Below are 25,241 nucleotides of genomic sequence, written 5' to 3'. Positions count from 1 at the left end.
CGATTCGGCTTTACTTCACTCTGTGTTGCTTTGCGCTTCTATGTTTCGCTGCGGCGCGGTGCGATATACCTGTTAGCGCGCTTCAATCACGTGCTCCTGCGCGCGCGCAATCAGCCAGCCCTCACGCAGCAGACGCCTGACTTCGGCGGCCACATCCGCATCGAGCGTCGCGGGATACTTAGCCGTCACGGCGAAAATCTCGAAGCAAGTGCGATCCGCCGACGGAAACGGTCCGAGCAGATCGCCCACCGCCGCGTTGAAAATCTTCGCCTCGATATCCGGCTTCAACGATCCCCGCAGCACCTTGCCGATCACGCCACCGGCTTCGCGCGTATCGGCGATCGAATGCTCCCGCGCCATGTCGGCGAAACTCTCCGGATCGTCGTGCAGGTACGAGATCATTTCCTTCGCCTTGCCTTCGCTGTCGAGCACGATATGACTCACCTCGATCGCGTCGAACTTCGGCGAATTCAGCGCGAAGTAATCCTTGATCGCCGCCTCGTTGCCCACCACGTCGAGCATCTTCTCCTGATACAGCCCGTCCGTAATGAAGGCCTCGAACTCGTCGAGACTCACAGCAAGCGCATCGAGGTACTGATTCATATCCGTCGCGCGATGCAGGCCGCGCACGCGGCGGAACTGATCGGCACGTTGCTGGATTTCGTCCGCAGTGACGGCAATGCCCTGCTTTTTCGCCGCATGCACCGTGAGCTTGTCGCGCACGATCTGCTCGATCAGGCTCTCGAACTGGCCGGTCAATTTCAGAAGACGAATGAACTCGGAAACGTCCACGACTTCGTCATCGATTCGCACTATCGCGGTCATGTCATCCGCTCCTTTGATTGACGTGTAATCGGCGCGCTCAACCTGCCACCTGCCTGAACGGATCCAGACCCAGATCGATCAGTCGCCGTTCGCGCACCACGATCTCCGCGCTCGCCGTCATCCCGTAGCGCAGCGGATAACGGGTGTCGGCGATCTGGTAGTAGTTCTTGTCGAGCGTGACGCGGCCTTCGTATACCGGCTGCTTGTCCTGCAACGAAGGTTTGGTGGCCGGCGAAATATAGGCGAGCGTGCCGCTGATCAGCCCATAGCGCTGATAGGGGAACGCGTTAAATTTCAGCTTCACCGGTTGGCCCTCGTGCAGAAAAGCACGATCGTGTTCGGCGATTTCGATCTTCAGTACGGGCTTCGCATCTTTCGGCGCGATGCCGCCAAGCGGCGCGTTCGCCTGTATCTTGTCGCCCCGCTGCGTGGAGGTCACGTCGGTGATGACGCCGGAGACCGGTGCGAGGATCAGCAGGAAATTGTCTTTGTCGATGTTCTCGAACCGAATTCGCGCGGCGGCTTCGGCCACGAGGCGCGCGGTTTGCAGTTGAAGACGCAGCTTGTCTTCAGCGTCGGTGATGTCGCGAATGGCTGAGTCGTACTGGAGTTGGAGGTCAGTGGTCTGCTGCCCGCTGGTTTCGAGTTGAGCATTTGCCTGCGCGTATTCATGGCTCAGGCGGAAATCCAGCTCCGCGAGTTTCGATTGTGCGACGCGGTAGGCGTTATCCGCTTCCATCGCGGCGGTTCGCTTCTGCTCCACCTGCAACTCGGCGATACCGCCGCCACCTGGCTGCGCGAAAAGCTGCGAGTAGCGATCCAACTCCTGATGCGCCGCCTCTCGCGTGCGGCGGGCGTTGTCGAGCACGCTGCGCGCTTCGTCGAGTTCGGCCTTCTGGCCTTCGGCGAGCTTGGTCGTGCCTTCGGAGACGCGATTTTCGTGCTGATGGGCCTCCACTTCCATCTGCGCCTTCAGTGCTGCGGCCTTGCGCTCCATCAGCGCCTTCTTCTCGGGGAACTGCTTCCAGTCGCGCTCGGCGTCTTCCAGCTTGAGCTGCGCCTGCAGCGCGTTGCTCGCGGCCTCGATCGCGCCACGTGCATTCAGCCGCGCCAGCACGTCCCCCTTCGATACGGGCTGCCCCTCGGCGATGTACAGATCGGCGAGTTCGCCGTCGATCGGCGCGTAGATGCGGCGCACTTCGGATTCCGGTGAAAGCGTGCCTTGCGCGCTGACGATCACATCCGCGCGCCCCACGAACGACCACAACAAGCCGGCCACCACCAGCGCGACCATCGCCCAGATCAGCGCGCGCGCGAGCCGCACCGGTTCTGCGGTCAGAATCGCGATGCCTTCGACGCTGTGGTCCTCCAGCGCCTCCGACAGCGGCCTAGGGTGATTGTCGCGTTTCACTCTGCTCGCCTCCAATCAACGCCAGCTTCGCCTTCAACAGCCCGGGGTCCAGCACCATGCGCAGCTCGGTCAGCGAGCGACGCTGCAATTCCGCTTCGGCATCGATATCCGCGAGCAAGCGGTCGAAGTCGGCGGGATGATCCGCTTTCAGTTGCGTATAGATGCGCATGCCTTGTTGCGCGGCGGATTGCGCATCGGAAAGCAGACGCGCCTCGCTGCGAAAGCCGGGCGAAATCCCCGCTTCCAGCCGCAGCGTGCCGCCGATCGGACCACTCGCCCGATACTGTTTCCAGAGACTTTGCGCGCGCAGCATCAGATCTTGCGCACGCGCCAGCGCTTTGTCGTGCAAAGCGGCGACGTCCTTCTGGATCGATTGCACGAACCACGCGTCCGCTGTCGGGTCGAGACTGGCGTAAAACGACAGCAGCCGTTGGTCATAATCCTTGTCGCCGCGCGTCTTCTGCAAATCGGTGAACTGGCCGAGCAGCGCTTTCTTGTGCGCCAGTTCCGCCGCGATCACGTCGGACCACGGGCCGGCAGGCATGGCTTGCAAACCCGCCAGCGCCTGCTGGGCGTCGCCGCGCAGCCACGCCGCGCTCGCCGCGTCATGGCGCTGGATAACGTCCGTCGACGGCAGGCGGCTCGCGGCCAGTTGCTGAAATTGCGCCTGAAATGGCGGGGTGCTGAAATGCACCGTTTTCAACAGGGCGAGCAACGTCGTCAGTTGCCGACTGAGCGCGGCGTTCAGTACATCGGTGTACTGGCGCAAATCTCCCCGTACACGATCGAGCCCGGCGAGACGCGGATAGCGCTGCGCGTAATCGTCGAGTACGGCGGGCAGCGCATCAGGCTTGTCACGCGCCAGTTCGGTGCGAATGGTGCCGTTCAGGCGGTCGATGGCGGCGAGGTACACCGAGTCGTCGCTTTCCAGTTTGCGCAGATGGCTCAGCGCCTGCGCGTACGGTTCCGCAAAAACAGGCACATACGAAGCGATACGGTCGAGTGCGCGTTGATGGCTCCTCGCGTCATCGTCCCAGCGCTGCAGCAGGCCGCTGATAGCGGCTTCGTCGGCGTACATGCGGATCGGTGCATCCACCCCGCCACGCCCCACGACGAAGCGCTCCAGGTCGCCCACCCATTGCAATTCGCCGACCAGAGCCGCGCCGTCCGCATTACTTGTACTCAACGATCTCATCTCCTTGAGCCGCGCGTCGGCGTCATCGAACTGCGTCTTTTGCAGCGCGTTCAGCCAGCCGGGGAGGTTCGCCTTCAGCAGCGCTTCGCTCGCCAATGCACTGACTTTTGTGTCAGCGGGATGGTTTGCCAGATAGCCGTTTGCCGCCGTCACCGCGCTGGTGTAATCGCCGCTTGCCAGCATATTTCTCAAGTCGCGCTCCGATGAGCCGCGCATGTAGAGCGTCAGCGCAATAGCGACCAAAATGGCGAAGGCCACACCGCTCGACCACGCGGCGCGACGCATCATCGTGTGATCGCCACCCGCGAATGCCTTGCTGAGTTCGCCCGCGAGCAGACGCCAACGCTGCGGCCGGCCCTTCGCTGTATTCGTGCCTTGCTTGCCATGTGTGCCGTTTGTTCTGTTTATTCCGTTCGTGCCGTTCATGCCATTCGTGCCGTGCGTGCCATTTGCGCCGCCCGTCAGCGTGTCGCGCTTTGCTTGCGCAGATGCGGCCTGCGCCGCCTCATTGACTTCGTCCTCGCGTTGTAGCCCCGGGTCGACGCAAAAGATATCGAGGAACGAATGCGCTGCGCCAACGAACGTGGTCTTGTCGCTATCGGCAGCTTCGTCGACAGCGGGGTTGAGGAGTAGCTGGGTCACGGTCGGCTCGACTTCAGGGGGTTTCTGCAGCGTCACCCTGTAGACGAAGTGGTCGCCGCCAAATGCAAGGACGTCTCCCTCGACAAGCGGCAGCGCGGTTTCGTCGAGCCGCTTTCCGCCGACGAATGTGCCGTTGGTGCTGCCCAGGTCTTCCAGATAGAGCTCGCCGCCCTTCAGAAAGATGTGCGCGTGGCGCCGCGAGATGTAGTTCACCTGATGCGGATAGCGGTCCTTATAGCGCGAGAAGACTTCGTCCGCCTTGCTGATGAGAAAGGGGAACGCCTGCACGTCGATTGGCAGAAGCCCGAGGTCATCGCGCTGTGGCACCAGCAGCAGTCCGGGTGCGGGTGCCGCACTCGCGGCGGCGACGATCCGTGCGCGCGGCTCGATGCTCACGCGATAGCAAAGCTCGCCTCCGAAACACAATTCGTCTCCGGCACGCACTCGGGCAGGGGCTTGCCGCACTGCGATGCCGTTGAGCGTCGTGCCGTTCTTACTGCCGAGGTCGGCAACATAGACGGCGCCGTGCTCCGTGAAAATCCGCGCATGGCGGCGCGACAGGCGGGTAATCCGGTCGGTGGGGTAGTCGGTAAAAGGCACCTCGCTGCGCCCGATCGCGAACAGGTTATCGACGATCCGGATCGCGTCGAGTGCGGGACGCTGCGCGGACGCAACCGGCGACAGCACCACGTCGAACGTGGCGTCCAGTGTCGCGCGCATCTCAGCAATCGAAGCTTCGCCGGCGGTCATTTTATCTGGATCACTAATCGTTTACCCGCTGCGGCGAGAACGCAGCAGGAACGGATTGAAGAACTACGGCGAATAGCAGCTGTTCCAGGGAACCGCACAGAGACCGGCTCCTTACAGATTTTAAGTCACGCATGGCAAGTGTCAATTTTCCGATCGTCGCTTGTAAGGGCCATTCATGCGTCATACGCAGCCGAAATACACCGCGCCGCGCCGTGGATTAGCTCAGTGTTCCTTTACTTCTGCCTGCACATTCACATTCGGCCAACCGCCACCCAGCGCCTTATAAAGCAACACGGTGTCGGACAGGATCAGCTGATGGTTGGACAGCAGTTCCTGCTGCGCTTCCAGCAAGGTCCGTTCGGTTTCGAATACTTCCAGCTGCGACACCACGCCGAGGCGCAATTGAGACTGGATCTGATCGGCAACGATCTGCAGACGCGATACCTCCTGCTGCAATTCCACACGCTGCGCCTTGTGCGAATTCAGATTGACCAGCGCGTTTTCCACTTCCTCGAACGCCCCCATGACGACGACGCGGTACTGTTGTTCGGCGACCGTCGATTGCGCTTGCGTGACCTTCACATGAGCCCGCACGCCGGGATCGAGCAGCGGAATGTTGATGCTGGGCATAAATCCGTAGGTGAACGATTTCAGCAAATCGGTCAGCGCGAAACTCGCGGTGCCGCCGTGGCCGGTCAGGTTGATGGTGGGCAACTGCGCGAGCTTGGCCTCGCCGACCAGGTTGTAGGCTTCCAGCACTCTGAACTCGGCGGCCACCACGTCGGGACGCCGCGCCAGGAGTTGCGCGGGCAGGCCGTCGGGCACCACGGGCAGTTGCACGCGCTGCTGCAAATGCCCTTTCGGCAACTGGAACTCGCCCGCCGGCACGCCGAGCAGCGTGCATAGCGCGTTGTTCGCGACATCGCGCGAGCGGCGCAGTTCGAGCAATTGATTCGTCAGGCGGTTGATCTCGGCCTGCTGGCGCAACACCTGAGTTTGCGGCACGAGGCCGTTCTTGCGTTGACCGTCGTAGATGGTGAGAATCTGCCGGTTCGTGACGAGCGTTTGTTGCTGCTGTTCGATCTGATCGTCGAATTGCAGGATCTGGAAATAAGTACTGGAGACGTTCGACACCAGCTCCAGATAGCCGGCGCGCCAATCCGCTTCGCTTGCGTGAAATTCGGCCTTTTGCGCCTGCACGCCCTTCTCCACCTTGCCCCAGATATCGATGTCCCAGCTCACCTGCGTCGCGACGTTGTACTGTTTGGAAAACGTCTGACCTGTGCTTTTTTCGAAATCGGCTCCGGCGCCAAGATCCATGGTCGGCAACGCGCCTGCCTGGGCCTCGCCGATCTGCGCGCCGGCCACGTTGATCCGCGCGGCCAGCACCTTGATATCGAAGTTGCCTGCTATCGCTTTGGCGATCAGCGTGTCCAGATACGGATCGTGGAAGCCTTTCCACCAGTCGGGTTCGATGGTCGCAGCCGCCGAAACCGGCGAGCCTTTCTGATCCGACCACGACGCCTTGGCGGGCGTATCGGGCCGCTTGTAGTCGGGCATGCTGACGTCGACACACGCGCACAGCGACAGCGCGCACGCCGTCGCGGCGCAGAGTCCGCGCAGCGCTGAGCCCGTGCGGCTCGCATTCGCCGGTCGACGGTCGGCACAGCACTGTTCCGAGGCCTTGAAAAAGCGCTGACGGACCCATGAATCAAGCAACGCTGACACGATTTTCTCCGATGACACCGGCTACGCTGCACGAGGAGAACGCGCTATTTAAGTAAAGCATGTCCTGCCCGGCTTCACCATCGAAGCGATACAGGAAGGTCGGCGCGGGGATCGAGCGGTGACGCTGGGGTCGTGTGGAAAGAACGATTGGAAGCGAAATCTTTTTGACGCGCGGAGCTTGCGCGTCCCGCGGAGGCCTGAGCGCCTCCGCGGCGGCCTGAGCCGTTCAATACACGTTGATGTTGTTGCTCGAGCTCACATGCGGGTCGATCGTGGTGGTGACGCCGGCGACGAAGGCTGCGTTGTTGCCGTTGGCGTTCTGGATGTTCATCGACGTGCTGATCAGTTGCGTGGCGTCGACGTTCTTGCTGTTGTTCGGCGTGTAGACCGGCGAAAAGTTGAAGAACGACGACGACGGATAGCCGTAGCCGAGGCCGCCACGCACGGCGCTCATGGCCTTGCTGTCGAGTTGGGCGGTGATGGACAGGTCTTTGATCATCAGCGTGTTCATGGTAAATCTCCTGGAAGGGAAACAGCACAGTCTTGCGGTTGGGTTCGAGCATCTTGTCTGCTCGAGTGTCACTAATGCATGGGCTGTGCCAGTTTTGATTTCCGCTCTCAAGAAATCTTCTGAATGGCTGTAGATAAAGGACTTCGGGGAGGGTGTGCCGGGGGATCCAGCGCGACGGCTACGAGACGGTCGATTGGATCTGGTGGATCGCAACCAACAACGCGCGCGGCGGTGTTGGCTGCGGCGTGACACTGAAGCGGGAAAGCCGCTCGCGCCAATACTGCGTCAACGCGCAATGACGGTGATCTTCTTCGAGTAGACCGGCGGGTTGTGCGGCATATGCATGTCGTCGCCCATCAGCAGTTGCAACGTGTGCTTGCCAGGCGGCAGTTGAATCATCGTTTCCGTTTCACCCGCACCGAAATGCAGATGGTTGCGGTCGTTTGGAATTTCCTGGTCCATCGGCGGCAGGTCGGTATCGATCAGCAGATGGTGATGCCCCGTGTTCGGATACTTGACGCCTTTCGGCGCCACACCCATATAGCGCAAGCCGAACCATACCCGAAACGGCTTATTGGCCGGCACCACCTGCCCGTCGTTCGGATAGCCGATATAGACATGCGCGCCGGCCGGCGATGGTGTCGTGCCGGCCGTGGCGAGAGTCGGCGAGACCAGTGACGCCAATGTCACCAGTGCCGCGAGCGCGATGATCCTGTACATGATGATCTCTCCGTCCTGACGGACCCGCTTTGAATGCACGGGACGCGCTAGTCTTTTAGTACGGTGATGGTGATCTTCTTCGAATACACGGGCGGCACGTGCGGTATGTGGTTATGGTCGCCGAGAATGAGTTGCAAGGTGTGCTTGCCGGGCGGCAACTCAATGCGCGCGTCGGTCTCACCCGCACCGAAATGCAGATGATTGCGGTCCGACGGAATTTCCTGGTCGAGCGGCGGCAAGTCAGTGTCGATCAGCAGATGGTGATGACCGGTGTTCGGCACCGCGACGCCCTTCGGGCACACGCCCATGTTGCGCAAGCCCATGCGCACCCACAGCTTGCCGCCGTGAATCACCGCGCCATCCGACGGCCAGATGATGTATTCCTCGGCGCCGGGCGGCGAAGGGGTTTGTTCGGCAAGCGCGGATTCGGACATTAACCCGATACCGAACAGGAGAGACAGCGTGGCGCACAAAGCCGTGCAGAGCGTTGCAAGACTCGTCTTCGTTCCATGACGAGTGTCGAGTACGCCGGGTGTGAGGGTTATTCGCATTGCGCACTCTCCCGAGGAGGGGTCATGGCTGCCTCGGCTGCGGAAAGGGCAGGCCGGGCGCTCCCGCTGAATATTGCGGGCGCTCGCGTGATTTCACGTGGCGGGTTCACGTGGATGAGCGGCCGCATTACTAAAACGGCCGTACTGCGCTACTTTGTGAATTAGCTTAGGCCGTAACTTGCCAAAAAGATACGCCACACTCGTTAACCGTATAACGCATTGACGATGCGCGGACAGTTGTGGCGCGCAAACCGCGTGCTATCGTTATTTATAGGTTGTCGATGGAGAGTCGATAGCGGCGTCCACGCTGCGCTCGGTCTACTCCAACGGCTGACGCGGGCGTCGCGGTCGTCGAAACCCTATGTTCTGTCCGGAACAAACAGGATACGAATATGTGGCGAACATTCCTGCTGGTGTGCATGGCCGGGGCAATCCAGGTGCATTGGGGCAGTGCTTATGCCGCAGCGCAGCGTGACGGAGCCGAGCATGGCGCCGCTGCTGCGCGTACGGCGGTTGCGCTCATCGCGCCGCTCACGCTGCAAACCGCCAATACGCAGCCTGCTCGCGTCGCGCTGGTGGTCGGCAATGACACGTACATCGATCACGCAGACCCGGTTCGCGGTAATGCGCCGCGCGACGCTGAAGCCATGCGCGACGCACTGCGCGCGCGCGGCTTCGACGTCATCTTGCGCACCAACGCAACACCGCCACAAATGTGGCAAGCCATCAGCGAATTCCGCCGACGTCTGCAAGCAGGCGGTATTGGACTCTTCTATTTCGCAGGACACGGCATACAAATCGGACCGCAGACGCTGCTTGTGCCCGCCGGCCTCGATGCACGCGCGCCGGCAAGACTGATCAGCGAGGGCGTCGATCTGGCTACGGTCTTACGGGCGATGCAAGCGCCGCGCGCCGACGCGCTCAATGTCGTGATTCTCGACACGTGCCTGAACAATCCATTCTCCAGCGACGTATCGTTCGATGCGTCCACGCTGCCTGCCAATACCGTGGTCGCTTACGCAACGGCGCCCGGTGGCTTCGCAGCGGACGGCATGCATCACGGCGTTTATACGTACGCATTGCTGCGCGAACTCAACGACACGCCTGCATCACAGGATCTGGCTGGATTGTTTCAACGCGTGGCGGCGAGGGTCAGCGAGGTCACTGGCGGTGAGCAAACACCGTGGATCGCGTCATCGCTGGTTAAGGCCGCGAGTCTGAGTGAACCGGTATCTCGCACGGCTATTGCGCCGCTCACAGCCGCTACACGCGACGACCCACTTGTCGTGCTGCGCAGCAGAGGCATCCTGCCGAAAGACAGCAGCGAGCAATACGAGATTACCTTCTGGAATTCCATTAAGGACAGCAACTACCCGAGCGACTATGAGGCCTATTTGAAGGCCTATCCGAACGGCCGCTTCGCCGCGCTCGCCCACGCACGCATCGACCGGTTGCGCGCCGCGGCATCGGCGAGTGCGCCATCGGCATCGACGTCAGCCACATCATCTGCTGCACCGCAGGTCGCACCGGCACCGCAAGCGTTGCGGCCAGCCGCACCGGCCAGCGTCACATCGCAGGACCACCCGCGTGCCGCCGCGCCACCACCAACTGCAACGACCGCCCCACCCGCGGCCCCTGCCGCGCCCGCGGTCGCACAGAAGGCCGTGGCGCATCCACCTGGCGCCGGAGAAAGCCGCGATTGCGCCACCTGCCCGATCATGATCGCCTTGCCTGCGGGCGCGTTCCCGATGGGCAGCAACACCGACGACCCCTCCGAAAAGCCCGTCCATCACGTGACCATCGGTGCGCCGTTCGCGATCGGCAAATACGCGGTGACCGTCGAACAATGGAATGCGTGCGTTGCAGCGAACGCCTGTCAAAAGCTGACGCCCGAAAGCAATACGATCAAAGCCGCGCCGGCACGCGACCTCAGTTGGGACGACGCGCAACAGTACGTGAAGTGGCTCAGCAAAGTGACCGGCAAACCGTACCGCTTGCCCACCGAGGCCGAGTGGGAATACGCGGATCGTGGCGGCACCACGACGGCATATTGGTGGGGCGATCAGATGCGCAAGGGCAACGCCAATTGCAAGGACTGCGGCGATCCCTGGCATAAGGAAGGGCCCGAGACCGCCGGCTCGTTCGCACCGAATCCGGTCGGTCTGTATGACATGAACGGTAGCGTCTGGGAATGGGTCGCCGATTGCTGGCACAACTCTTACCAGGGCGCGCCCGCCGACGGCCACGCGTGGGACACTCCAAGCTGCGACATGCGGGTGATTCGCGGCGGCTCGTGGCGCGAAGGTGGAAGCTACATGCTGAGCGCGACACGCTTCAAGTACAGCGCGAGCGTGCGTCAGTCGCAGGATGGCTTCAGGGTGGTCAAGGATCTTAAGTAAGGCGGCTGCTTTTGGGGGTTTGCGTATGTTTCAGCGGCCGCGAGTGCTGCCTGGGCTGCCGACCCGACGCTCCCGGCGAGTCGCTTAAGGTGTGCGCGGCTTCGTCGTGATCGGTGCGAAATCCGCGACGATGTGATCCTGACCGTACTTGCCGGCGATCTGCGCGAGCCGCGTATCCAGTGCGCGCAGATAATCGGCACGTGACTCGCTTTCGGGCCGCGGCTTGTCGAATAGCTGCACAGGCGTAATCAGCAGCACCACCATCTCCGATCCAAACGGCTTCGAAATGATCCAGTCACCGGCGCTGCCGATGGTGGCTGCGTAGTGCGGTGGGGCCTGATTGTCCTTCGCACGCGGACTCGGCACCATGTGCACGACGCTGCCGTCGAGCTGGTAGTAGTCGAGGTTCACGTACGAGTCGTAAGCCGGCGTGGTCACGTCGACGACCAGCGGATCGCCTTCGCTCAACAGGCCTCCGGGCGGCCGCACATGCAGCGACGCAACGTGGCCTGCTTGCCAGTTGCGGGTCCAATAGGGGGCGAGCGCTTTGATCGTGTCGCATTTGTCGTCGGCGAGCGGTTCGACCTGGAGCGCCAGCGTATCGACGCCTGGCAACGCGGCCAACGTGTCCTTCAAGCGCGCCGCGCCGTAACGCTGCGAGACGTAGCCGCGCACCGTCAAGGCATGGTCTTGTGCCGATGCGGATAGCGCCGAACATGGAACCTGCGCCAGCACCGGCGCGACGGCGGCCAGGCTCAGCGCGGGTTTGGGCGCAGGCGGTGCGGGAGCTTGCGCCGGGGTGGAGGCCCCGAGCGGCGCCGCGGTTGACGCGGCCGTTGACGGTGGCTCAGGCGCACTCGCCGCCGTTGCCGCAGTAACAGGCGCCGCCGCCGAAGCTCCCTGCTCCGGTGATGCCTCCGAAACCGCCGCAGCCGGCTGCGCGCCGCTTTGACGATTCGGCGCGGACCGCAAAGCAAATACACCCACTGCCGCGGCACACACCACGGCGAAACCCGCGAACCCCGCCTTAACCAACGTACCCGACTTCTCCGCACGCGCTTCGTTGTCGAACTCCGCAATGAAACGCACGACACTCGGCATGCGGGTGTCGCGATCGAACGAAAGTGCGGCCCGTAACGCGCGCCATTGTTTCGCGTCGAGATTGGGCGGGCGCTGCGGCTTGAAGTCGGCATTGCGAGCCTGCGTCGCCGACAATCGGTCGAATGGATGGTGGCCCGTCAACAATTCGTAGGTAATACAACCGAGCGCATAGATATCGTCACGCGGGTCCGGCTCGCGATGTTCGATCATTTCCGGACTCGCATACGCTGGCGTCAACGCGCCGAGACTGCCGGGGTCGAAGACCGTGGCATCGCTCTCCTCCTCCGGCCGCTGAAACACGCGGGCGATGCCGAAGTCGATCACCTTCACCTCGGCATTCGTCGTGAGAAAGACATTGGCCGGTTTGAAATCGCAATGCACGAAGCCGTGCTCGTGCGCATAAGCCAGCGCGTTGCACATGCCGCGCACAATCGGCAGCGCGGCGCGAACCGGCATCCCCTTGTAGCCCGGCGTGCGCAATAGCTGGCTCAACGGCTTGCCGGTCAGGTACTCCATCGTCAGATAGACGATCGGTCCGTCGCGGTCGAAGTCGTACACCGCGATGATGTTGCGGTGCGCGAGCACCTGTGCCTTGCGCGCCTCCCGTTGCAGCGCGACGAGCGAATTCGGGTTGCCGCGGAACTGGAGGTTGAGGACCTTGATCGCGAGATACGGTTTGCGGTCCGAGGCCTCGAGCTTGCGCAAATCGAGCGCCTTGTACACCGTGCCCATCCCGCCGACCCCCAGACATTCCTCGAGGACGAAGCGGTTGTTCAGCGTATCGCCGGTGCCTTTGATCTGATCATGACCCGCTGCGGCAGAGGCGTTCGCTGCGCCCGCCGAGCTTGAGGTGTTGGCCCCGCTCGCAGAGCGTACCGACGGTATCTCGACGGTGGTCTGTATGCCGGTTTCCTCACCGCCCGCCGCCACGTTCGAGACGCGCAACTGCTCGATGCGGCGCCGCACTTCGGCGTAAAGATCGTCGGGTAAAGGGGCTTTGCGGTGCGCGGCGCCGAGCATCTCCAACAGCTGCGTGGGACCGAGTCCTTCGGTCGTCAACGTGCTGTCGAGCTGAGCGACGAACTCGTCACGTGACAGCTCGCCGTTCTGATAGTCGCGAATCACATGCGCAAGGCTAGCCATTTGTGCGAAGCGCCCCCGCTGCCGGTGGGCCGGATCGCATGCGACCGGAGCCCATCGGGCTGATAGAAAACCTGTCGTAACCAGTTACATGTGCCGCTTCGATACTAGCCCCCGACCCGCGCTTTCGCAAACCAGGATTGCCCCGTTGCGCGCACTGCCGGCGAGTGTCTTGCGACAACCAACAGAATCCGGTGCGTTGTTGGGTACGCGCCGTCAGCCGCCAGTCGCCTGCCAAGGGCCGCCCTGCGGCTACGAAGCCGCGATATGGCGCGAAAGCCTTATGCATAAGGTGTTCGTCGATTTTATTAGGCGGTACGAATAAACCTGGCACAGCCCATGCATTAGTGACACTCGAGCAGACAAGATGCTCGAACCCAACCGCAAGACCGTGATGTTTCCTTCCAGGAGATTTACCATGAACACGCTGATGATCAAAGACCTGTCCATCACCGAACAACTCGACAGCAAGGCTATGCGCGCCGTGCGTGGCGGCCTCGGCTACGGCTATGGCTACCCTTCCACCTCGTTTGTCAACATCAGCCCGGTAGTCGCGCCGAACAACAGCAAGAATGTCAACGCCACGCAGTTGATCAGCAATGAGCTGAGCATCCAGAACGCCAACGGCAACAACGTCGCGTTCGCAGCAGGCCTCACCTCGTCGATCAATCCCTGCGTCACGTCGAGCAACAACATCCACCTTTAAAGCTTGATCCGGCGAAGCGAAGAGGCCCTCGGCACTCTCCGCTTCGCCCCGATCACGCCCGTCTTCCGCGCACCTTTGGAGAATCACCATGTCATCCCTCATGATTCGCGATCTGTCCCGCACCCGCGAGCTCGACCGCCACGCAATGTCGGCGGTGGCCGGCGGCACCGGCAGCAGCGTGCCCGGCCTGCCGTCGATGTCCGGCCTGAGCGGTATCGCCAACGTCAACGTCTCGGTGGACCAGAAACTCACCCAGATCCAAACCGTCAACGTTGCCGCCCTCAACAACATCGGTGTGATCGGCGCGGGATTCGTGCCGTTGAATCTGAATGTCAGCCCGTCGCTGTGGGGCGCCAATTACGCCAATGTTTAACGGCATGCAGTAGCGAAGGACCGGGGACTTCCCTACTGCTGCCAGCTCGCATCGAGCAGGCGAGCCGCAAGCAGATTTCCTATACTGATAGTGCGACGAGACCTCCGCACACTTAAAGACACACCCGGGCGACGGCTGAAAAATCGCATCAGCCGCCCGCTCGATCGCTTTCCTGGAGCCGTCATGGCAAAGCTCGTCATCAAAGACCTCACCGACAGCGTCGAACTCGACCGCCAGGCGATGGCCGCCATTGTCGGCGGCGCACGAATCGGTGCACATGCGAGCGTCACCGCGCAGGTGGTGCCGGGTTCCGCACGCGTTGTCGACTATCCGCCGGGTTTTCCCGCGGCACGTCAGACCGTTGCCGATGTGCCCGCCGCCACAGTGCCGCGCAAGTCGCCGCGCAGCTAGACCCGGGCTCAGACATTCGAAGCAACGGCACGCGCTTAACGCGCGTGCCGTTTGCGTTTGACGCATACGCGCCTTTTCCGCTCGACATTCGCATGCGTGCTGGTCGTGCCGGCACGCTACATGACGCATTTCAAGCCTGATCGATACCGACATCTTCGACAGCCGTATCAAAGGGTTCTTCTTGTAGGACGCACGAGACGTACGTAATTGGAAACAGACGCGCCCGCCAAGCCTTCCCGCCGGCGACCGCATGGTTCGATCGGCCTGGCGAATGTCCGCACGCGGCGACGTTGGCGATCTTGTGCTCAACTATGATGTTTAGGATGCCACGTGGTTTCATGCCGTTCGCCGATAGCGCGCGCCATCCGAATAGCCCCTTGGCGCAGAAGTGACTGCGGCGCGAGCCATGCAAAAGCGTCGCAGAGCACGAGTGGCGATGACGGCGCGCCACGGGCCTCGCCGCCAATTTATATTGGAGACACGCAATGAAATTCATCGTGCAGTGGAATGGCCTGCCGACAGCGGAAAACTCCGTCGTTGAGCGCTTTATGAAAACCGGTGGCAAGGCGCCGGAGGGTATCAAATTGCTGGGGCGCTGGCATGCGATCGGCGGACTGCATGGTTTTGCAGTCGTCGAGGCCGACGATTCGCGCGGACTATCGGCGCTCGCGCTCGAATGGGGCGATCTGCTGACGATGAGCATCGTCCCCGCGATGACGGACGAGGACCTCGGCGCAGCATTGGGTGCGCATCAGGCCACGCGCAAGTAAGTACCCAAATAAGTACGCAAACAAGACCGTCATGCCGCCCAGTCTCGACACGCCGCCACCCAGCGGACAACTGCTGCCGTTTCGCGAATCGCTGCTGGCGATGCTCGGCATTGCATTCGTTTCGATGCTGGTAGCCCTCGATCAGACCATTGTGGGCACGGCACTGCCGCGCATCGTCGCCGATCTGAAGGGCTTCGATCTGTACGCATGGGTCGCGACGGCTTATATGCTGGCTTCGGTGATCACCATTCCGATCTTTGGGCGGCTGGGTGACCTGTTCGGCCGCAAGCCGTTTCTGATCGCCGCGATTTTGTTGTTTACCGGCTCTTCAGTATTGTGCGGCCTCTCCACCAGCATGCTGTTGCTGGTGATTTCGCGTGGTCTGCAGGGCATCGGCGGCGGCATTCTGATCGGCACGGTGTTCGCCACCGTCGCCGATCTGTTCCCCAATCCGAAGCTGCGGCTGCGCTGGCTCGTGTTTGTCACGTCCGCGTTCGGCGTCGCCAATATGGTCGGGCCGACGCTCGGAGGCATCCTCACGCAATACGGCGGCTGGCGGCTGGTGTTCTTCGTCAACGTGCCGGTCGGTCTTGTGTCGCTGCTGTTCGTGCAACGTTTTCTGCCACCTCTGCATCACCTTCGGCGCAAGGGCCCCGTGCGGCTCGACTGGCTCGGCGCGTTCGTGCTCGCCGTCACGTTCGGTGCGCTGCAATTGCTGATCGAGCTGTTTCCTATGCACGGTGTCGACGCGATAACCATCGTGCTGGCCGCCGTGACGACGGTTTGCGCGCTGACGCTATGGCTATGGGAGCGGCGCATCGCCTATCCGATCGTTCCGGTCGATATGCTGCTGGACCGCAAGCTCACCGCGCTCTTCACGATGTCGGTGCTCGGCGGTTTCGCGCTGTTTTCCCTAGTGTTTTATGTGCCGCTGCTGTTTCAGGGCGGCTACGCGATGTCCGCGCACGATTCGGGCATGCTGATCACGCCGCTGCTGCTCGGCACGACTGTCGGCAGCGTGGTGAACAATCGTATCGTCACACGAATCCGTCGCGCGAACGGCATCATGTATGTCGGTTTCGCGCTGTCCGCGCTGGCATGTCTGGCTGTGATCGTTCTCAGGGGTACCGAGCCGCATCTGGTGTGGATGTCGTGCATGGGCGTCAGCGGGCTCGGGCTCGGCCTGGTAGCGACCAGCCTGACGGTCTGCTCGCAACAGATCGTCGCGCGCGATCAGCTCGGTGCGGCAACTGCGTTGCTGCAATCGCTGCGTACGTTCGGTGGCATGCTCGGCACGGTGATGACGGGCGCGTTGCTCGGGCATCTGTATACACAGGGGGTGCATCGCTCGCTCGCCTCGTATCAGGCGACGCAGTGGTTCAAATCGTTCGCAAGTCCTGAGCTGCTGGTGGACCGGGCGGAGCAGGCGGCGTTGATTAATCGGTTAGTGAGCGCCGGGCACGCGGGCGACGCGATGATGAATTCTGCGCGGGATGCGCTCGTGCAGTCGATTCATATCGGCATTCTGGTGGCTGGCGCGGCCGCGTTGACCGGGTTGTGCCTCGCGTGGTTCGTGCCACCGGTGCGAATCAGTTATCCGGAAACAGAGCTGGAGTTGGAGTTGGTGCCAGGCGGAGGCTCGACGCAAGCCGATCCGCTTCCGCCGCGGGGTAATGTGCTTTAACGGTTGTGGGTTTGCACCCGGGCCCCGACGTCGCCCGGCGCCTCTCCATTGCGTCTCCGTTTTTCTATCTGCGTCTTCAGGTGTGGAGACACTCACTTGTAGCGTTTGACACGTGATGCATTGAAGCGATTGCGCGACTAGCGTTACCTTTGCTTGAAGACCAACAAAGCTACAGAACGAAACCGTGACGTGATCGGAAAAACCTTTAAATGAAGAGATATTCTACGAAATTCTCGCACGAGCGATCGTCGGAAAGCTTGACCGAACGATTGTGTTTTCTTACCATTGGCGACGCCGCGTGCGCACCTGCTACCAACCCGCTTTCACCCAGGGGCGCCCATAAAACAAGGCCAAAACTAAACAACGAGGTCTTCCGGGGTTTTTGCATGACAATGGATGAAGACATCGCGCACGTCGCGCGTGTGATGGCGCCATCGCTGCGCGCCTTTCGTGGTGAACCTGTGCTGCCACCAGCATATTGGCGAAAGCGGCTACAGCGCATACAGGACGAATTCCCGTTGACCCAATTGCAGACGTTTCAGATTGAGAATCTGCTCGGGGAGTTGGATCGGTTTGAGGCGGAGAGAGGGATTTAGTGCGTCGGCAATCAGGATACTGATCGGTGGGGGCCGGTATGATGTACGCGAGACTATCCCGGACCTGGCAACTGCCCGGGAAGCGAGTGAATGGGTCTACTGGCGTGTTCCGGATTTTTCGCTGATCTCCACGTTCCCATAGTACATCGTGCGTTCGCTGACATCGGACGGACGCGTGACCCACCACCACTTATAGATACCAATCTTCAAATATGCGCTCTTTTCGTCCGGGTACGAATTGGGTAAGCCAAGCGCATTCACGACACGCACGCCATCTTTGAAGAGATCTGTTATCGCGCCCTCACCTTTGTCATCCGAGCGATATCGGAGGACCCAATTGACTACCTTACCTTCGTCCAAGACCGGCGTGCCAAAGGAAAACGATCGAAGCACCTGGTTCGCGCCCCCTCTAACTTCAACTTGATAGCGCCCGCCGTCCAGCATCAATGAGAATGGCGGCGATCCAGTATTTCTACTTTGATGCACTTGCGTGATGATCTCCGGCTGCAACGAATCAAGCTTGTAATTCGGCGGAAGCATCGTGGACCAGCGAACTTCATATTCCTGCCCCAGTGCAAAACGTGCCACCGCCCCGAACACCACTTCGGCACGCGGAGTCCCGCTAGCCACACGACTGAAGTCCTCTGATCGACGCATCGAGATCTTCAGGAAGGACCCACCGAATTCAGGTATGGCAACCGTCGAAATTGAATCCCGCGCGGGAGCCTGGACCGACAGCCTCGGATCGAGCCCGTCACGCCAGGCGCTGCGATACACGACTATGTCCGCATTACGTGACATATCGGCTTGCGGGACACTTCCGCACGCCGACAGCCCCAGGAGCACACTTGCGATACCCAAACGCTTATTCGCCATGTTCGGCCGCCGTCCGATTGAATGTCGAAGCGATTCGCGCTCTCAGCAGCATTAACGCAAATCTATTATTGGTAACAAAGTAGCGCTTCCACATACGTCGCGGCTCCTGCAACACTCGATAGGCCCATTCCAGGCCACTGCGCTGCATCCACAGCGGCGCGCGACGCACCTTACCAGCAACCACGTCAAACGTGCCACCGACACCCATGACAAAATCCACACCTAGCCGGTGCTTCCATCGATTTATAAAGCTTTCTTTCTTTGGCGATGTGATTGCGACAAACAGCAATTTGGCCCCCGAACGCCGGATCGCTTCGACCACGCTTTCTTCATCATCCCAGAAGTAACCATGATGATATCCAGCGATCTTCAATCCGGCATATCGCGTAGAGACAACAACGGCAGTACGGGCCACCACCTCATCGGTAGCACCTAGCAAATACACCGGCAGTCCGCGATCCGCGGCCATCTGCAAAAGGCGTTCGAAAAGGTCAACGCCAGCGACTCTTTCGGGCACTGGAAAGCCCAACAGTCGCGCCCCCCAAACCACGCCCATTCCATCAATGTTGACGATATCGCAGGCGCGAACGGACTCGGCTAACTCCGCGTCCGTCTGCATATGAACCAACTTCGCGACATTAACGACAACATGTTGCGTGAACTCACGTCGATCAATCCGTGAACCAATCCATTCGACCGTCTCGTCCATCGTGGGGGTATTCATCGAGCAAGAAAAAACCTCAATACGCTTCATCGCTTTCCCCCGATCCATCTGAAGTGTGTCCCGCGTAAAGACTCAATGCGTAGAAGGCCCACGCCTGGGTCCAGCGCAGATAATTGATGCGATTCTTAAGCCAACGTCCCTTCTGGTAAACAAAGCGCTGTTCGCGCATCAGATAGAGGGATTCGTGAGCGCGAGACAGAACCAAGCGAGCCAGCCCAACATCCTCTTTTGTTCCGCTCACCTTGATCAGCGTGACGACAGCCTGCGCGACCGAGTGTGTGTCGAGTGGCCAGATGCGATCGCTGTAATATTTGACGGTGCCGTCGGCAAGAAAAAATTGCCGTCGGTAGTAGTCCATGCCCTTGTCGATGGCGTCGGAAAACTCATCTGTTTTCAACGTCTTTTGAAGAAGATCAAGTGCCTCGAGGTTATAGCCGGTGTGGAAACCATCGATAAACGCGTGATGCGCTCGGGTCCCATACGTCCACGCGCCGTCATGGCGCTGCATCGAAACGGATTGGCGCGCTACGCCCAAAGCACGCCGACGCATTCTGTCGTCGCCGACCTGCGTAGCGGTCCGCGCGACAAGCGCCGCGGACCACAAACTAGCGTTGTGAACAAATGCGTTTTCGCCCGGTATATAAGCGTAGTACCCACCGCCCATGGCACTGACGTACAAACTATCCAGGAACAGCCCCGCGTCACTGGACGCATCCGTAAAGCGCGGAAATCCTGTCAAACAGCCGAGTGAATGCAGCGCCGCAGAGACGTAACAGGTAGTGATGGCATTGGGCTTTCCGCGCGGCACATAGAAGGCTCGCGCGGCCCAATCGAAGTGATAGCCCCACGCATAGTGGCCCCATTCACGGCGATCGACGCTTTGGGTCAGCAGCCAGTCTCCTAGCACAATGGCCTCATCAAGCTCATCACTGCATTGACTGACTCGATAGCGCTCCAGTAGTCCAAGAATTATCAACGCGACGCCTTTTGGATTGCGTCGCTTTGGCACGCCGACAATCGTTCGGAAATTCACAGGAGAACGCTTGTGCAATTGCAACCACGCAATTCTCGCGAACGAAAGACGATTTCCGCCGAGGCGATCAAACAGAACGCTATTCAGCGCGTCGAATGGATCATGCCCCTGAAAATCATCCCGCCGGCTTTGATCTAACAACGCGTCGGCGATCGACTGTGGGTTGAAGCTGTTATTCATAGTCTGTGGCATCTTCAGAGTGTGACACCGTCGTAAACTGAAGCCAGGTGCAGAGCCGTCTGCTGCATCGTAAAGCGATCGAGAAACCGCTGCCTCGCCGAGGCACCTAAGCGCTCACGTAGCGCACTGTCGTTGAGAAGCTGCCATAGTGCGTCGCGCAAACCGTCCCTGTCGCCGGGGATAACCAACAATCCATCTTGCCCAGAGCGAATCGCGTCTATGACCCCTGGAATTTGCGTCGATACAATAGCCGTACCGAATGCCATCGCCTCGACTACGGCAACTGGAAAACCTTCGCTGTGCGACGGAAGTACAAAAATCTGCGTATCCGCGAGCAGCCGAGCTTTAACGTCTCCTGCGACCCACCCTTTGAACACCACGCGATCGGTGAGTCCATGAACCTTTACCCAGTCGTCGAAGGCAGATACGTCTCCAGCACCACCAACACATAACGTGTACCGCATATCTGACTGGGGCAAAGCGGCCAAAGCTTGAAGCAACGTAAGCAACCCTTTCGACTCGCTAAGTTTCCCAAGAAACGTGATTACAACCTGTAGCGATTCAGCTCGCTGATCCGAACATTCGCCCAGCGGATCCGTAATTCCGTTGTAGACAATCCGACATTTCTCTGCAGTCGTCAGCTTCGACGAAATAAACTGCTTTCGTGAATTTTCAGAAAGACAGATAACGCATATCGCCCCCCTCACAATCAAGCGGACAATTGTCCGAGCTGGTCTCAGCAAACTCTCGTAGTAGCTAAGAAATGCACCGCTGTGAACGTGGATTACGTATTTCCTGCATAGAAGCTGGCATGTCAGCGCAAACACCGACTTCCTTAACAGAGACCCCTTTATCGACGAATGAATGTGTACCAGATGGACATCGTCAAACAACGTCAGCCAGACAAATCGGAACCATGCGCCAATGAACCTTCCTACGCGGCCACCACCCGAAACGCCACAACTTGAGATGAAAATATGGCGATACCCGAGTTCTTCGAAACCTGCCTGATAAGACGCATAGGTTCCCAATACGGCCGCAATTCCGCCTTGGGCGGCCGGGTCCGGACCGATCTGGATGATAAGACGCGCCTTATCGGATCTTCTTGAATTCGATCTTCTATGCATCTCTCATTCCTTTCGTATCTAACCGTTTGCGCTCAATTTTCGCATGGCTTAATATCGAAAACTTGTTACGATATTGCGCTTCATTGGTTCGCGATCATTCCAAAACTCTTTCGACCTTGAATTTTTGAATATGCTTTGCCAGGCACCTGTATTGAAGCTTGAGAGAATTCGTGTGTAATCGACCTGCATCTAACCCACCACAAACCCATCATTAGAAGATACAGTGCTGGCGTCTTCGTCATTAACGAGTTATTCGTCAATGCTGTACACACGAACACAAACAGAACCGTAAGCAAACGCCGCCGTCCAGCCGCGGGTACATCGATAAGGAATGTTTTGAAAGTTCTATACACACAATAGAAAATAACCAAAGTCAGAAATCCACCGAACGTGAGCACGTACCCAACCATGAAATTCTCGACTACGCTTACGTCAGATTGGGCCATCAAATGGGCGATGGCGTCCGATCCGTTACCTAGCATAATTTGCGTCCAATTCAAATGGGTCAGAATGTCGAGCGCCTGAAAACGCGTCTGAGTGCTGTCGTCATATGCTCCAACTTGCGCAATTCGATCTCCGACAACGCCCGAAAAGACAAACCATGCCAATCCAATAGCACCTAGCGCGCCGCCGACTATCAATATCAACACCTGCTGCACCGACCGCAGTCCGAAACGAGTGAAGGTAATCGCATTGACAAGCAGGTAGACAGCAAGTGCACCGCGTGCCCCGAAGGCGAGAAGAGCACCAACCGTCAGACAGAAAATCAATGTGGAAGTCAACCGCCGCGCATAGGCCTGCAGCGCAACTGCCACGGTCACCACAATGAGCGCATTGTTCAACGGGTGGCCTTGAAGGGCTGTGGAACGAAAATACGATCCGTACCACACATCCATCGGTATTAAATTGACTTTAAGAACCCCTTCGCCCATGGCAAGGAGACACTCCACGATAAGAAACAGGAACGCAATTGTCGAAAGCCGCGCGGCAAATAGCGGTGAAATAAGGGGCAACGCCGCAGCCACGATAAATGCCGCGATGATAGTGTCCACCGTGAACCCCATCGATTGGCTGTCACCTACCACTGTCTTCACCAGAACAATCAGTGCCAGGATCCCAGCGCCCAGCACCGCAGTACGGAACTGCCGGATTTGCAAGCAGCGACCAAGCGCTTTCCTCCCGCAAACAAGCACTAAAAACGCAGCAGAGGTTAACAGCGTATAAGGATGAAGCTTGAGGCCGGCCGAATACGCATCCGCAGAATAATTCAAGCCGAGATTGTTTAACGCGGCGCCGCTCAAGAATAATGAGAACAGGGCAGCGAGCAAGATCAAATATCCAGCCACGATCGACCGTCTGATTTTCATGCGATCAACCCCGCTACTTTTGCGTAATTCGCGCCAATCACGTCAAGCGAAAAATCTTGCGACCGGGCAGTCTGCGCCTCGCGATCAACTGCGGTCTCAAGAGCATTTACGATCGCATCGGCCAAAGCCGTATCATCATCGACCGGTACCAGCACTCCGTACCGCCCGTCTGCGAGGATTTCATCTGGGCCGCCGCACGCTGTGGACACGATGGGAAGGCCAAATGACAACGCCTCAACGATGACGTTTCCAAAACCCTCCGTACGCGACGAACATACAAAGAGCCTGGCCTGCTGATATTCATCGGCGACGTTTCGAGAGAAGCCGGGCATTGCAACAGTCGCCCCCAGGCCCAGTCGATCAATCTGCGCCTCGAGTTCTGCGCGGCACGGTCCCTCTCCTACAATCAACAGTCGGACGCCTTCGACACGGTTACTGACATTCCCAAAAGCCGAAATCAGGACGTCAAACCCTTTCTCCTTAACGAGCCGTCCCACCGCGAGTATCGTGCGGTTTGTCACGTTATGCATTCGATCCGACAACGCGTTTTTCTGGATGCAACACGGGTTGTTGATAATCACTATTTTTCCAGCGACCTCCTTGCTTAAGCGTCGCCGCAGATCTCCGGCGACGCTTCCCGAAACCGCTACGATACTGTCGCTCCTCTTATAGAGTCCCCTGAGAAGGGCAAACTTCAAGCGCTCCTTTACTCCCACACAGTTGAAGCGTTCATACGACCGATGCTCGCTCACGACAAGGCGGGGACGCCCTTCAAGGCCTATGTTTGCGAGCAGCGATATCAGGTTGGCGTAAGGAAGAAACGACACCACCGCGCGAACCTCAATCTTGCCGAGAAGTGTGCGGAACTCCGCAACGCGGCGAAGGTGTCCGGCGGACCGAGCCACAATGACATCCACACCCTGCGGAAGATCATAGGAAGGTTCACCGTCGTAAATGAAAAAGGCCGTCGAGTTTCCCTGTTCGACAAAGTATCGCGCGACGTCCACGGCCACGCGCTCCGCGCCACCACCTCTCAACGATGGGATGTGCAACAACACGTCATAGCACTGCTTCATGATCGCCTCAACGAGAACGAGCGTATTGCGCCCACATTGGTCGAATACATACCTGCTGCGAATACGAGCATCGCCACACTCGCGGATGCAATGCCGGTCAAAATGCTGTGTGACATGGATAGCACCCACAGTTGACCACATACCTCGCCTGCTATCCCCGATATGATGGAGACTAAAGCCAGACGGACAACACCGTCTGTCAGTTGCTTGAGATTGACGAACGATCTGGAGAACGTGGCACTCGCCAGTAGAGAGAGTACGTTGGCGATCAATAGCCCGCAAAGAAGGCCATTGAGTCCGTTCCAACGCGTGCCAAGGTAAACGGCAACTGCCGCTACCACGAGCGTGACCAGATTAATCATCATTAGCGCCCTCGTTCTGGAGAATAGGTGATACGCCTGATCAAGAAAATGCGCTCTGAAAGCACCGACGATCGAAATTGCCAACAACGGAAGAACGTATGCACTCGCTGCCCTACCAATTTCGTCTCCAAGCAAAATCGGGAGTACCGTCAGACGGGCACAATAGAACGACGTTGAAATTGCGAGTACGCCACCCAACATCAACAGCCCCACGCGCGCGTGTAGCCTCCTATAGTTATCTTCCGATCGACATTCCTTCTGTCTCAGCAACCACGGGTAGGCAGGCGTTACAACAAGTAGGCATCCCGCAGAAATTACATTCGAAATAAGCGCCATCGCGGCCGCATACACGCCCACGACGGCGGGAGCCACAAACTCCGCCAGAACCGGACGATCGAGCCTGGTTAGCGCAGTAGTCGCCACGAACACCGGCACCAAGGGAGCCCCATAGTGCAACATCAAGCGAAAATATTGGGCGCTGAATCGACCGCCCGCTCCCAGCAAACCCTTGCGCAGACCACACAACGCGGCCGACACTGCAAACACGAACGTAGAACTCAAGAGAATCGATACGATTGAATGAGTCACATTGTATGCAGCAACGCCTGCGATTGAACTTCCAATCGTTATGCAGAGTGCTCCTACCGAATAACGCAGGCTAGCGTCCGCGGCGCGCGCGAGTTCTTGCGCATACAATGCCGCACTCTTGCCGATACCCATCGCGATCGTCGCTGTCCATATTACTGCTCGCATATCAGGTGCCACGATCTGAGCGGCGCCCAATGCCAACAGGACCAAACACGCCAGTCCAACCCACGTCACATGGTAGGTGGTTAGATATGAAGCGATATCTGTCCTTTCGGAAGACGCCCAAAATTTGACGACAGCGAGCCGATGCCATTGGAACAGCACTCCCTGCAACGCTTCCACAAGCGCGAGATTCACCGCAAGACGCCCGTACTCGGCTGGTCCGAGCAGATGGG

General features: G+C 59.3%; 21 protein-coding genes and 1 pseudogene. 7 read left to right on the top strand and 15 right to left on the bottom strand.

The window, feature by feature from the left end:
- Positions 1-72: 72 nt before the first annotated feature.
- The 7 genes from KHO31_RS19925 to KHO31_RS19895 form a co-directional block, all read right to left on the bottom strand.
- Entirely contained in the window at positions 73-825 is a 753-nt protein-coding gene (locus KHO31_RS19925; protein ID WP_201074004.1) for a peptidylprolyl isomerase, read from the bottom strand.
- A 37-nt stretch (positions 826-862) separates the two neighbouring features.
- Entirely contained in the window at positions 863-2,236 is a 1,374-nt protein-coding gene (locus KHO31_RS19920) for an HlyD family efflux transporter periplasmic adaptor subunit (RefSeq protein ID WP_201074002.1), read from the bottom strand.
- Entirely contained in the window at positions 2,214-4,823 is a 2,610-nt protein-coding gene (locus tag KHO31_RS19915; RefSeq protein ID WP_201138760.1) for an FHA domain-containing protein, read from the bottom strand. The genes KHO31_RS19920 and KHO31_RS19915 overlap by 23 nt, the downstream gene beginning before the upstream one ends.
- Before the next feature lie 222 nt (positions 4,824-5,045).
- Positions 5,046-6,551: an efflux transporter outer membrane subunit gene (locus tag KHO31_RS19910; protein WP_407945946.1), complete on the bottom strand. Its 1,506-nt coding sequence runs from the start codon at positions 6,549-6,551 to the stop codon at positions 5,046-5,048.
- 226 nt (positions 6,552-6,777) lie between these two features.
- A complete protein-coding gene (locus KHO31_RS19905) occupies positions 6,778-7,062 on the bottom strand; it encodes a hypothetical protein (protein WP_201073998.1) in 285 nt (94 codons plus the stop codon).
- A 285-nt stretch (positions 7,063-7,347) separates the two neighbouring features.
- The gene (locus tag KHO31_RS19900) at positions 7,348-7,782 is read right to left on the bottom strand and encodes a DUF4399 domain-containing protein (RefSeq protein ID WP_201073997.1); all 435 of its coding nucleotides are present in this window, start codon (positions 7,780-7,782) and stop codon (positions 7,348-7,350) included.
- Between the two features lie 47 nt (positions 7,783-7,829).
- Positions 7,830-8,216 carry a DUF4399 domain-containing protein gene (locus KHO31_RS19895; RefSeq protein ID WP_236060808.1) on the bottom strand — a complete coding sequence of 129 codons (387 nt, stop codon included), beginning with the start codon at positions 8,214-8,216 and terminating at the stop codon, positions 7,830-7,832.
- A gap of 509 nt (positions 8,217-8,725) precedes the next feature.
- Between KHO31_RS19895 and KHO31_RS40035 the strand changes: the two are divergent.
- Both KHO31_RS40035 and KHO31_RS40030 read left to right on the top strand, forming a co-directional pair.
- Positions 8,726-9,529: pseudogene (locus KHO31_RS40035) on the top strand (caspase family protein); the annotation flags it as partial.
- A 522-nt stretch (positions 9,530-10,051) separates the two neighbouring features.
- Positions 10,052-10,732 carry a formylglycine-generating enzyme family protein gene (locus KHO31_RS40030; RefSeq protein ID WP_407945948.1) on the top strand — a complete coding sequence of 227 codons (681 nt, stop codon included), beginning with the start codon at positions 10,052-10,054 and terminating at the stop codon, positions 10,730-10,732.
- An 84-nt stretch (positions 10,733-10,816) separates the two neighbouring features.
- Here the strand turns inward: KHO31_RS40030 and KHO31_RS19885 are convergent, their stop codons facing one another.
- Positions 10,817-12,976, bottom strand: a complete 2,160-nt coding sequence (locus tag KHO31_RS19885; RefSeq protein WP_201140293.1) for a serine/threonine protein kinase — start codon at positions 12,974-12,976, stop codon at positions 10,817-10,819.
- A 415-nt stretch (positions 12,977-13,391) separates the two neighbouring features.
- On the opposite strand from KHO31_RS19885, the gene KHO31_RS19880 reads away from it, so the two are divergent.
- The 5 genes from KHO31_RS19880 to KHO31_RS19860 all read left to right on the top strand — a co-directional run bounded on the left by KHO31_RS19880 (position 13,392) and on the right by KHO31_RS19860 (position 16,917).
- Positions 13,392-13,679, top strand: a complete 288-nt coding sequence (locus KHO31_RS19880) for a hypothetical protein (protein ID WP_201073983.1) — start codon at positions 13,392-13,394, stop codon at positions 13,677-13,679.
- Positions 13,680-13,767: 88 nt separating this feature from the next.
- Entirely contained in the window at positions 13,768-14,052 is a 285-nt protein-coding gene (locus KHO31_RS19875) for a hypothetical protein (RefSeq protein WP_201073982.1), read from the top strand.
- A 183-nt stretch (positions 14,053-14,235) separates the two neighbouring features.
- Positions 14,236-14,463 carry a hypothetical protein gene (locus KHO31_RS19870; protein ID WP_201073981.1) on the top strand — a complete coding sequence of 76 codons (228 nt, stop codon included), beginning with the start codon at positions 14,236-14,238 and terminating at the stop codon, positions 14,461-14,463.
- A gap of 485 nt (positions 14,464-14,948) precedes the next feature.
- Positions 14,949-15,233: a DUF3303 domain-containing protein gene (locus KHO31_RS19865; RefSeq protein WP_201073980.1), complete on the top strand. Its 285-nt coding sequence runs from the start codon at positions 14,949-14,951 to the stop codon at positions 15,231-15,233.
- A gap of 31 nt (positions 15,234-15,264) precedes the next feature.
- Complete coding sequence (locus KHO31_RS19860) at positions 15,265-16,917, top strand: MFS transporter (protein WP_236060707.1); 1,653 nt, start codon at positions 15,265-15,267, stop codon at positions 16,915-16,917.
- 692 nt (positions 16,918-17,609) lie between these two features.
- On the opposite strand, the gene KHO31_RS19855 is transcribed toward KHO31_RS19860, so the two are convergent.
- The 7 genes from KHO31_RS19855 to KHO31_RS19825 all read right to left on the bottom strand — a co-directional run bounded on the left by KHO31_RS19855 (position 17,610) and on the right by KHO31_RS19825 (position 25,203).
- Positions 17,610-18,290 (bottom strand): heparin lyase I family protein, encoded by a 681-nt coding sequence (locus KHO31_RS19855; RefSeq protein WP_201140295.1) that lies wholly within the window; start codon positions 18,288-18,290, stop codon positions 17,610-17,612.
- 88 nt (positions 18,291-18,378) lie between these two features.
- On the bottom strand, positions 18,379-19,143 hold the full coding sequence (locus KHO31_RS19850; protein WP_201084916.1) for a WecB/TagA/CpsF family glycosyltransferase: 765 nt from the start codon (positions 19,141-19,143) through the stop codon (positions 18,379-18,381).
- Complete coding sequence (locus tag KHO31_RS19845) at positions 19,130-20,326, bottom strand: aspartate-semialdehyde dehydrogenase (protein ID WP_201084915.1); 1,197 nt, start codon at positions 20,324-20,326, stop codon at positions 19,130-19,132. The genes KHO31_RS19850 and KHO31_RS19845 overlap by 14 nt, the downstream gene beginning before the upstream one ends.
- A 14-nt stretch (positions 20,327-20,340) precedes the next feature.
- Positions 20,341-21,453 carry a glycosyltransferase family 4 protein gene (locus tag KHO31_RS19840; protein ID WP_201084914.1) on the bottom strand — a complete coding sequence of 371 codons (1,113 nt, stop codon included), beginning with the start codon at positions 21,451-21,453 and terminating at the stop codon, positions 20,341-20,343.
- Positions 21,454-21,533: 80 nt separating this feature from the next.
- Entirely contained in the window at positions 21,534-22,820 is a 1,287-nt protein-coding gene (locus tag KHO31_RS19835; RefSeq protein WP_201140297.1) for a VpsF family polysaccharide biosynthesis protein, read from the bottom strand.
- A complete protein-coding gene (locus KHO31_RS19830) occupies positions 22,817-23,896 on the bottom strand; it encodes a glycosyltransferase (RefSeq protein WP_211623998.1) in 1,080 nt (359 codons plus the stop codon). Before KHO31_RS19830 ends, KHO31_RS19835 begins: the two co-directional genes overlap by 4 nt.
- Entirely contained in the window at positions 23,893-25,203 is a 1,311-nt protein-coding gene (locus KHO31_RS19825; protein ID WP_201140301.1) for a lipopolysaccharide biosynthesis protein, read from the bottom strand. The genes KHO31_RS19830 and KHO31_RS19825 overlap by 4 nt, the downstream gene beginning before the upstream one ends.
- Positions 25,204-25,241 lie beyond the last annotated feature (38 nt).

It is taken from the genome of Paraburkholderia domus (genome assembly GCF_905220705.1).
GTDB lineage: Bacteria > Pseudomonadota > Gammaproteobacteria > Burkholderiales > Burkholderiaceae > Paraburkholderia > Paraburkholderia domus.
The sequence above is the reverse complement of the archived record's forward strand: the minus strand, read 5'-3'. Positions and strand labels throughout refer to the sequence as shown.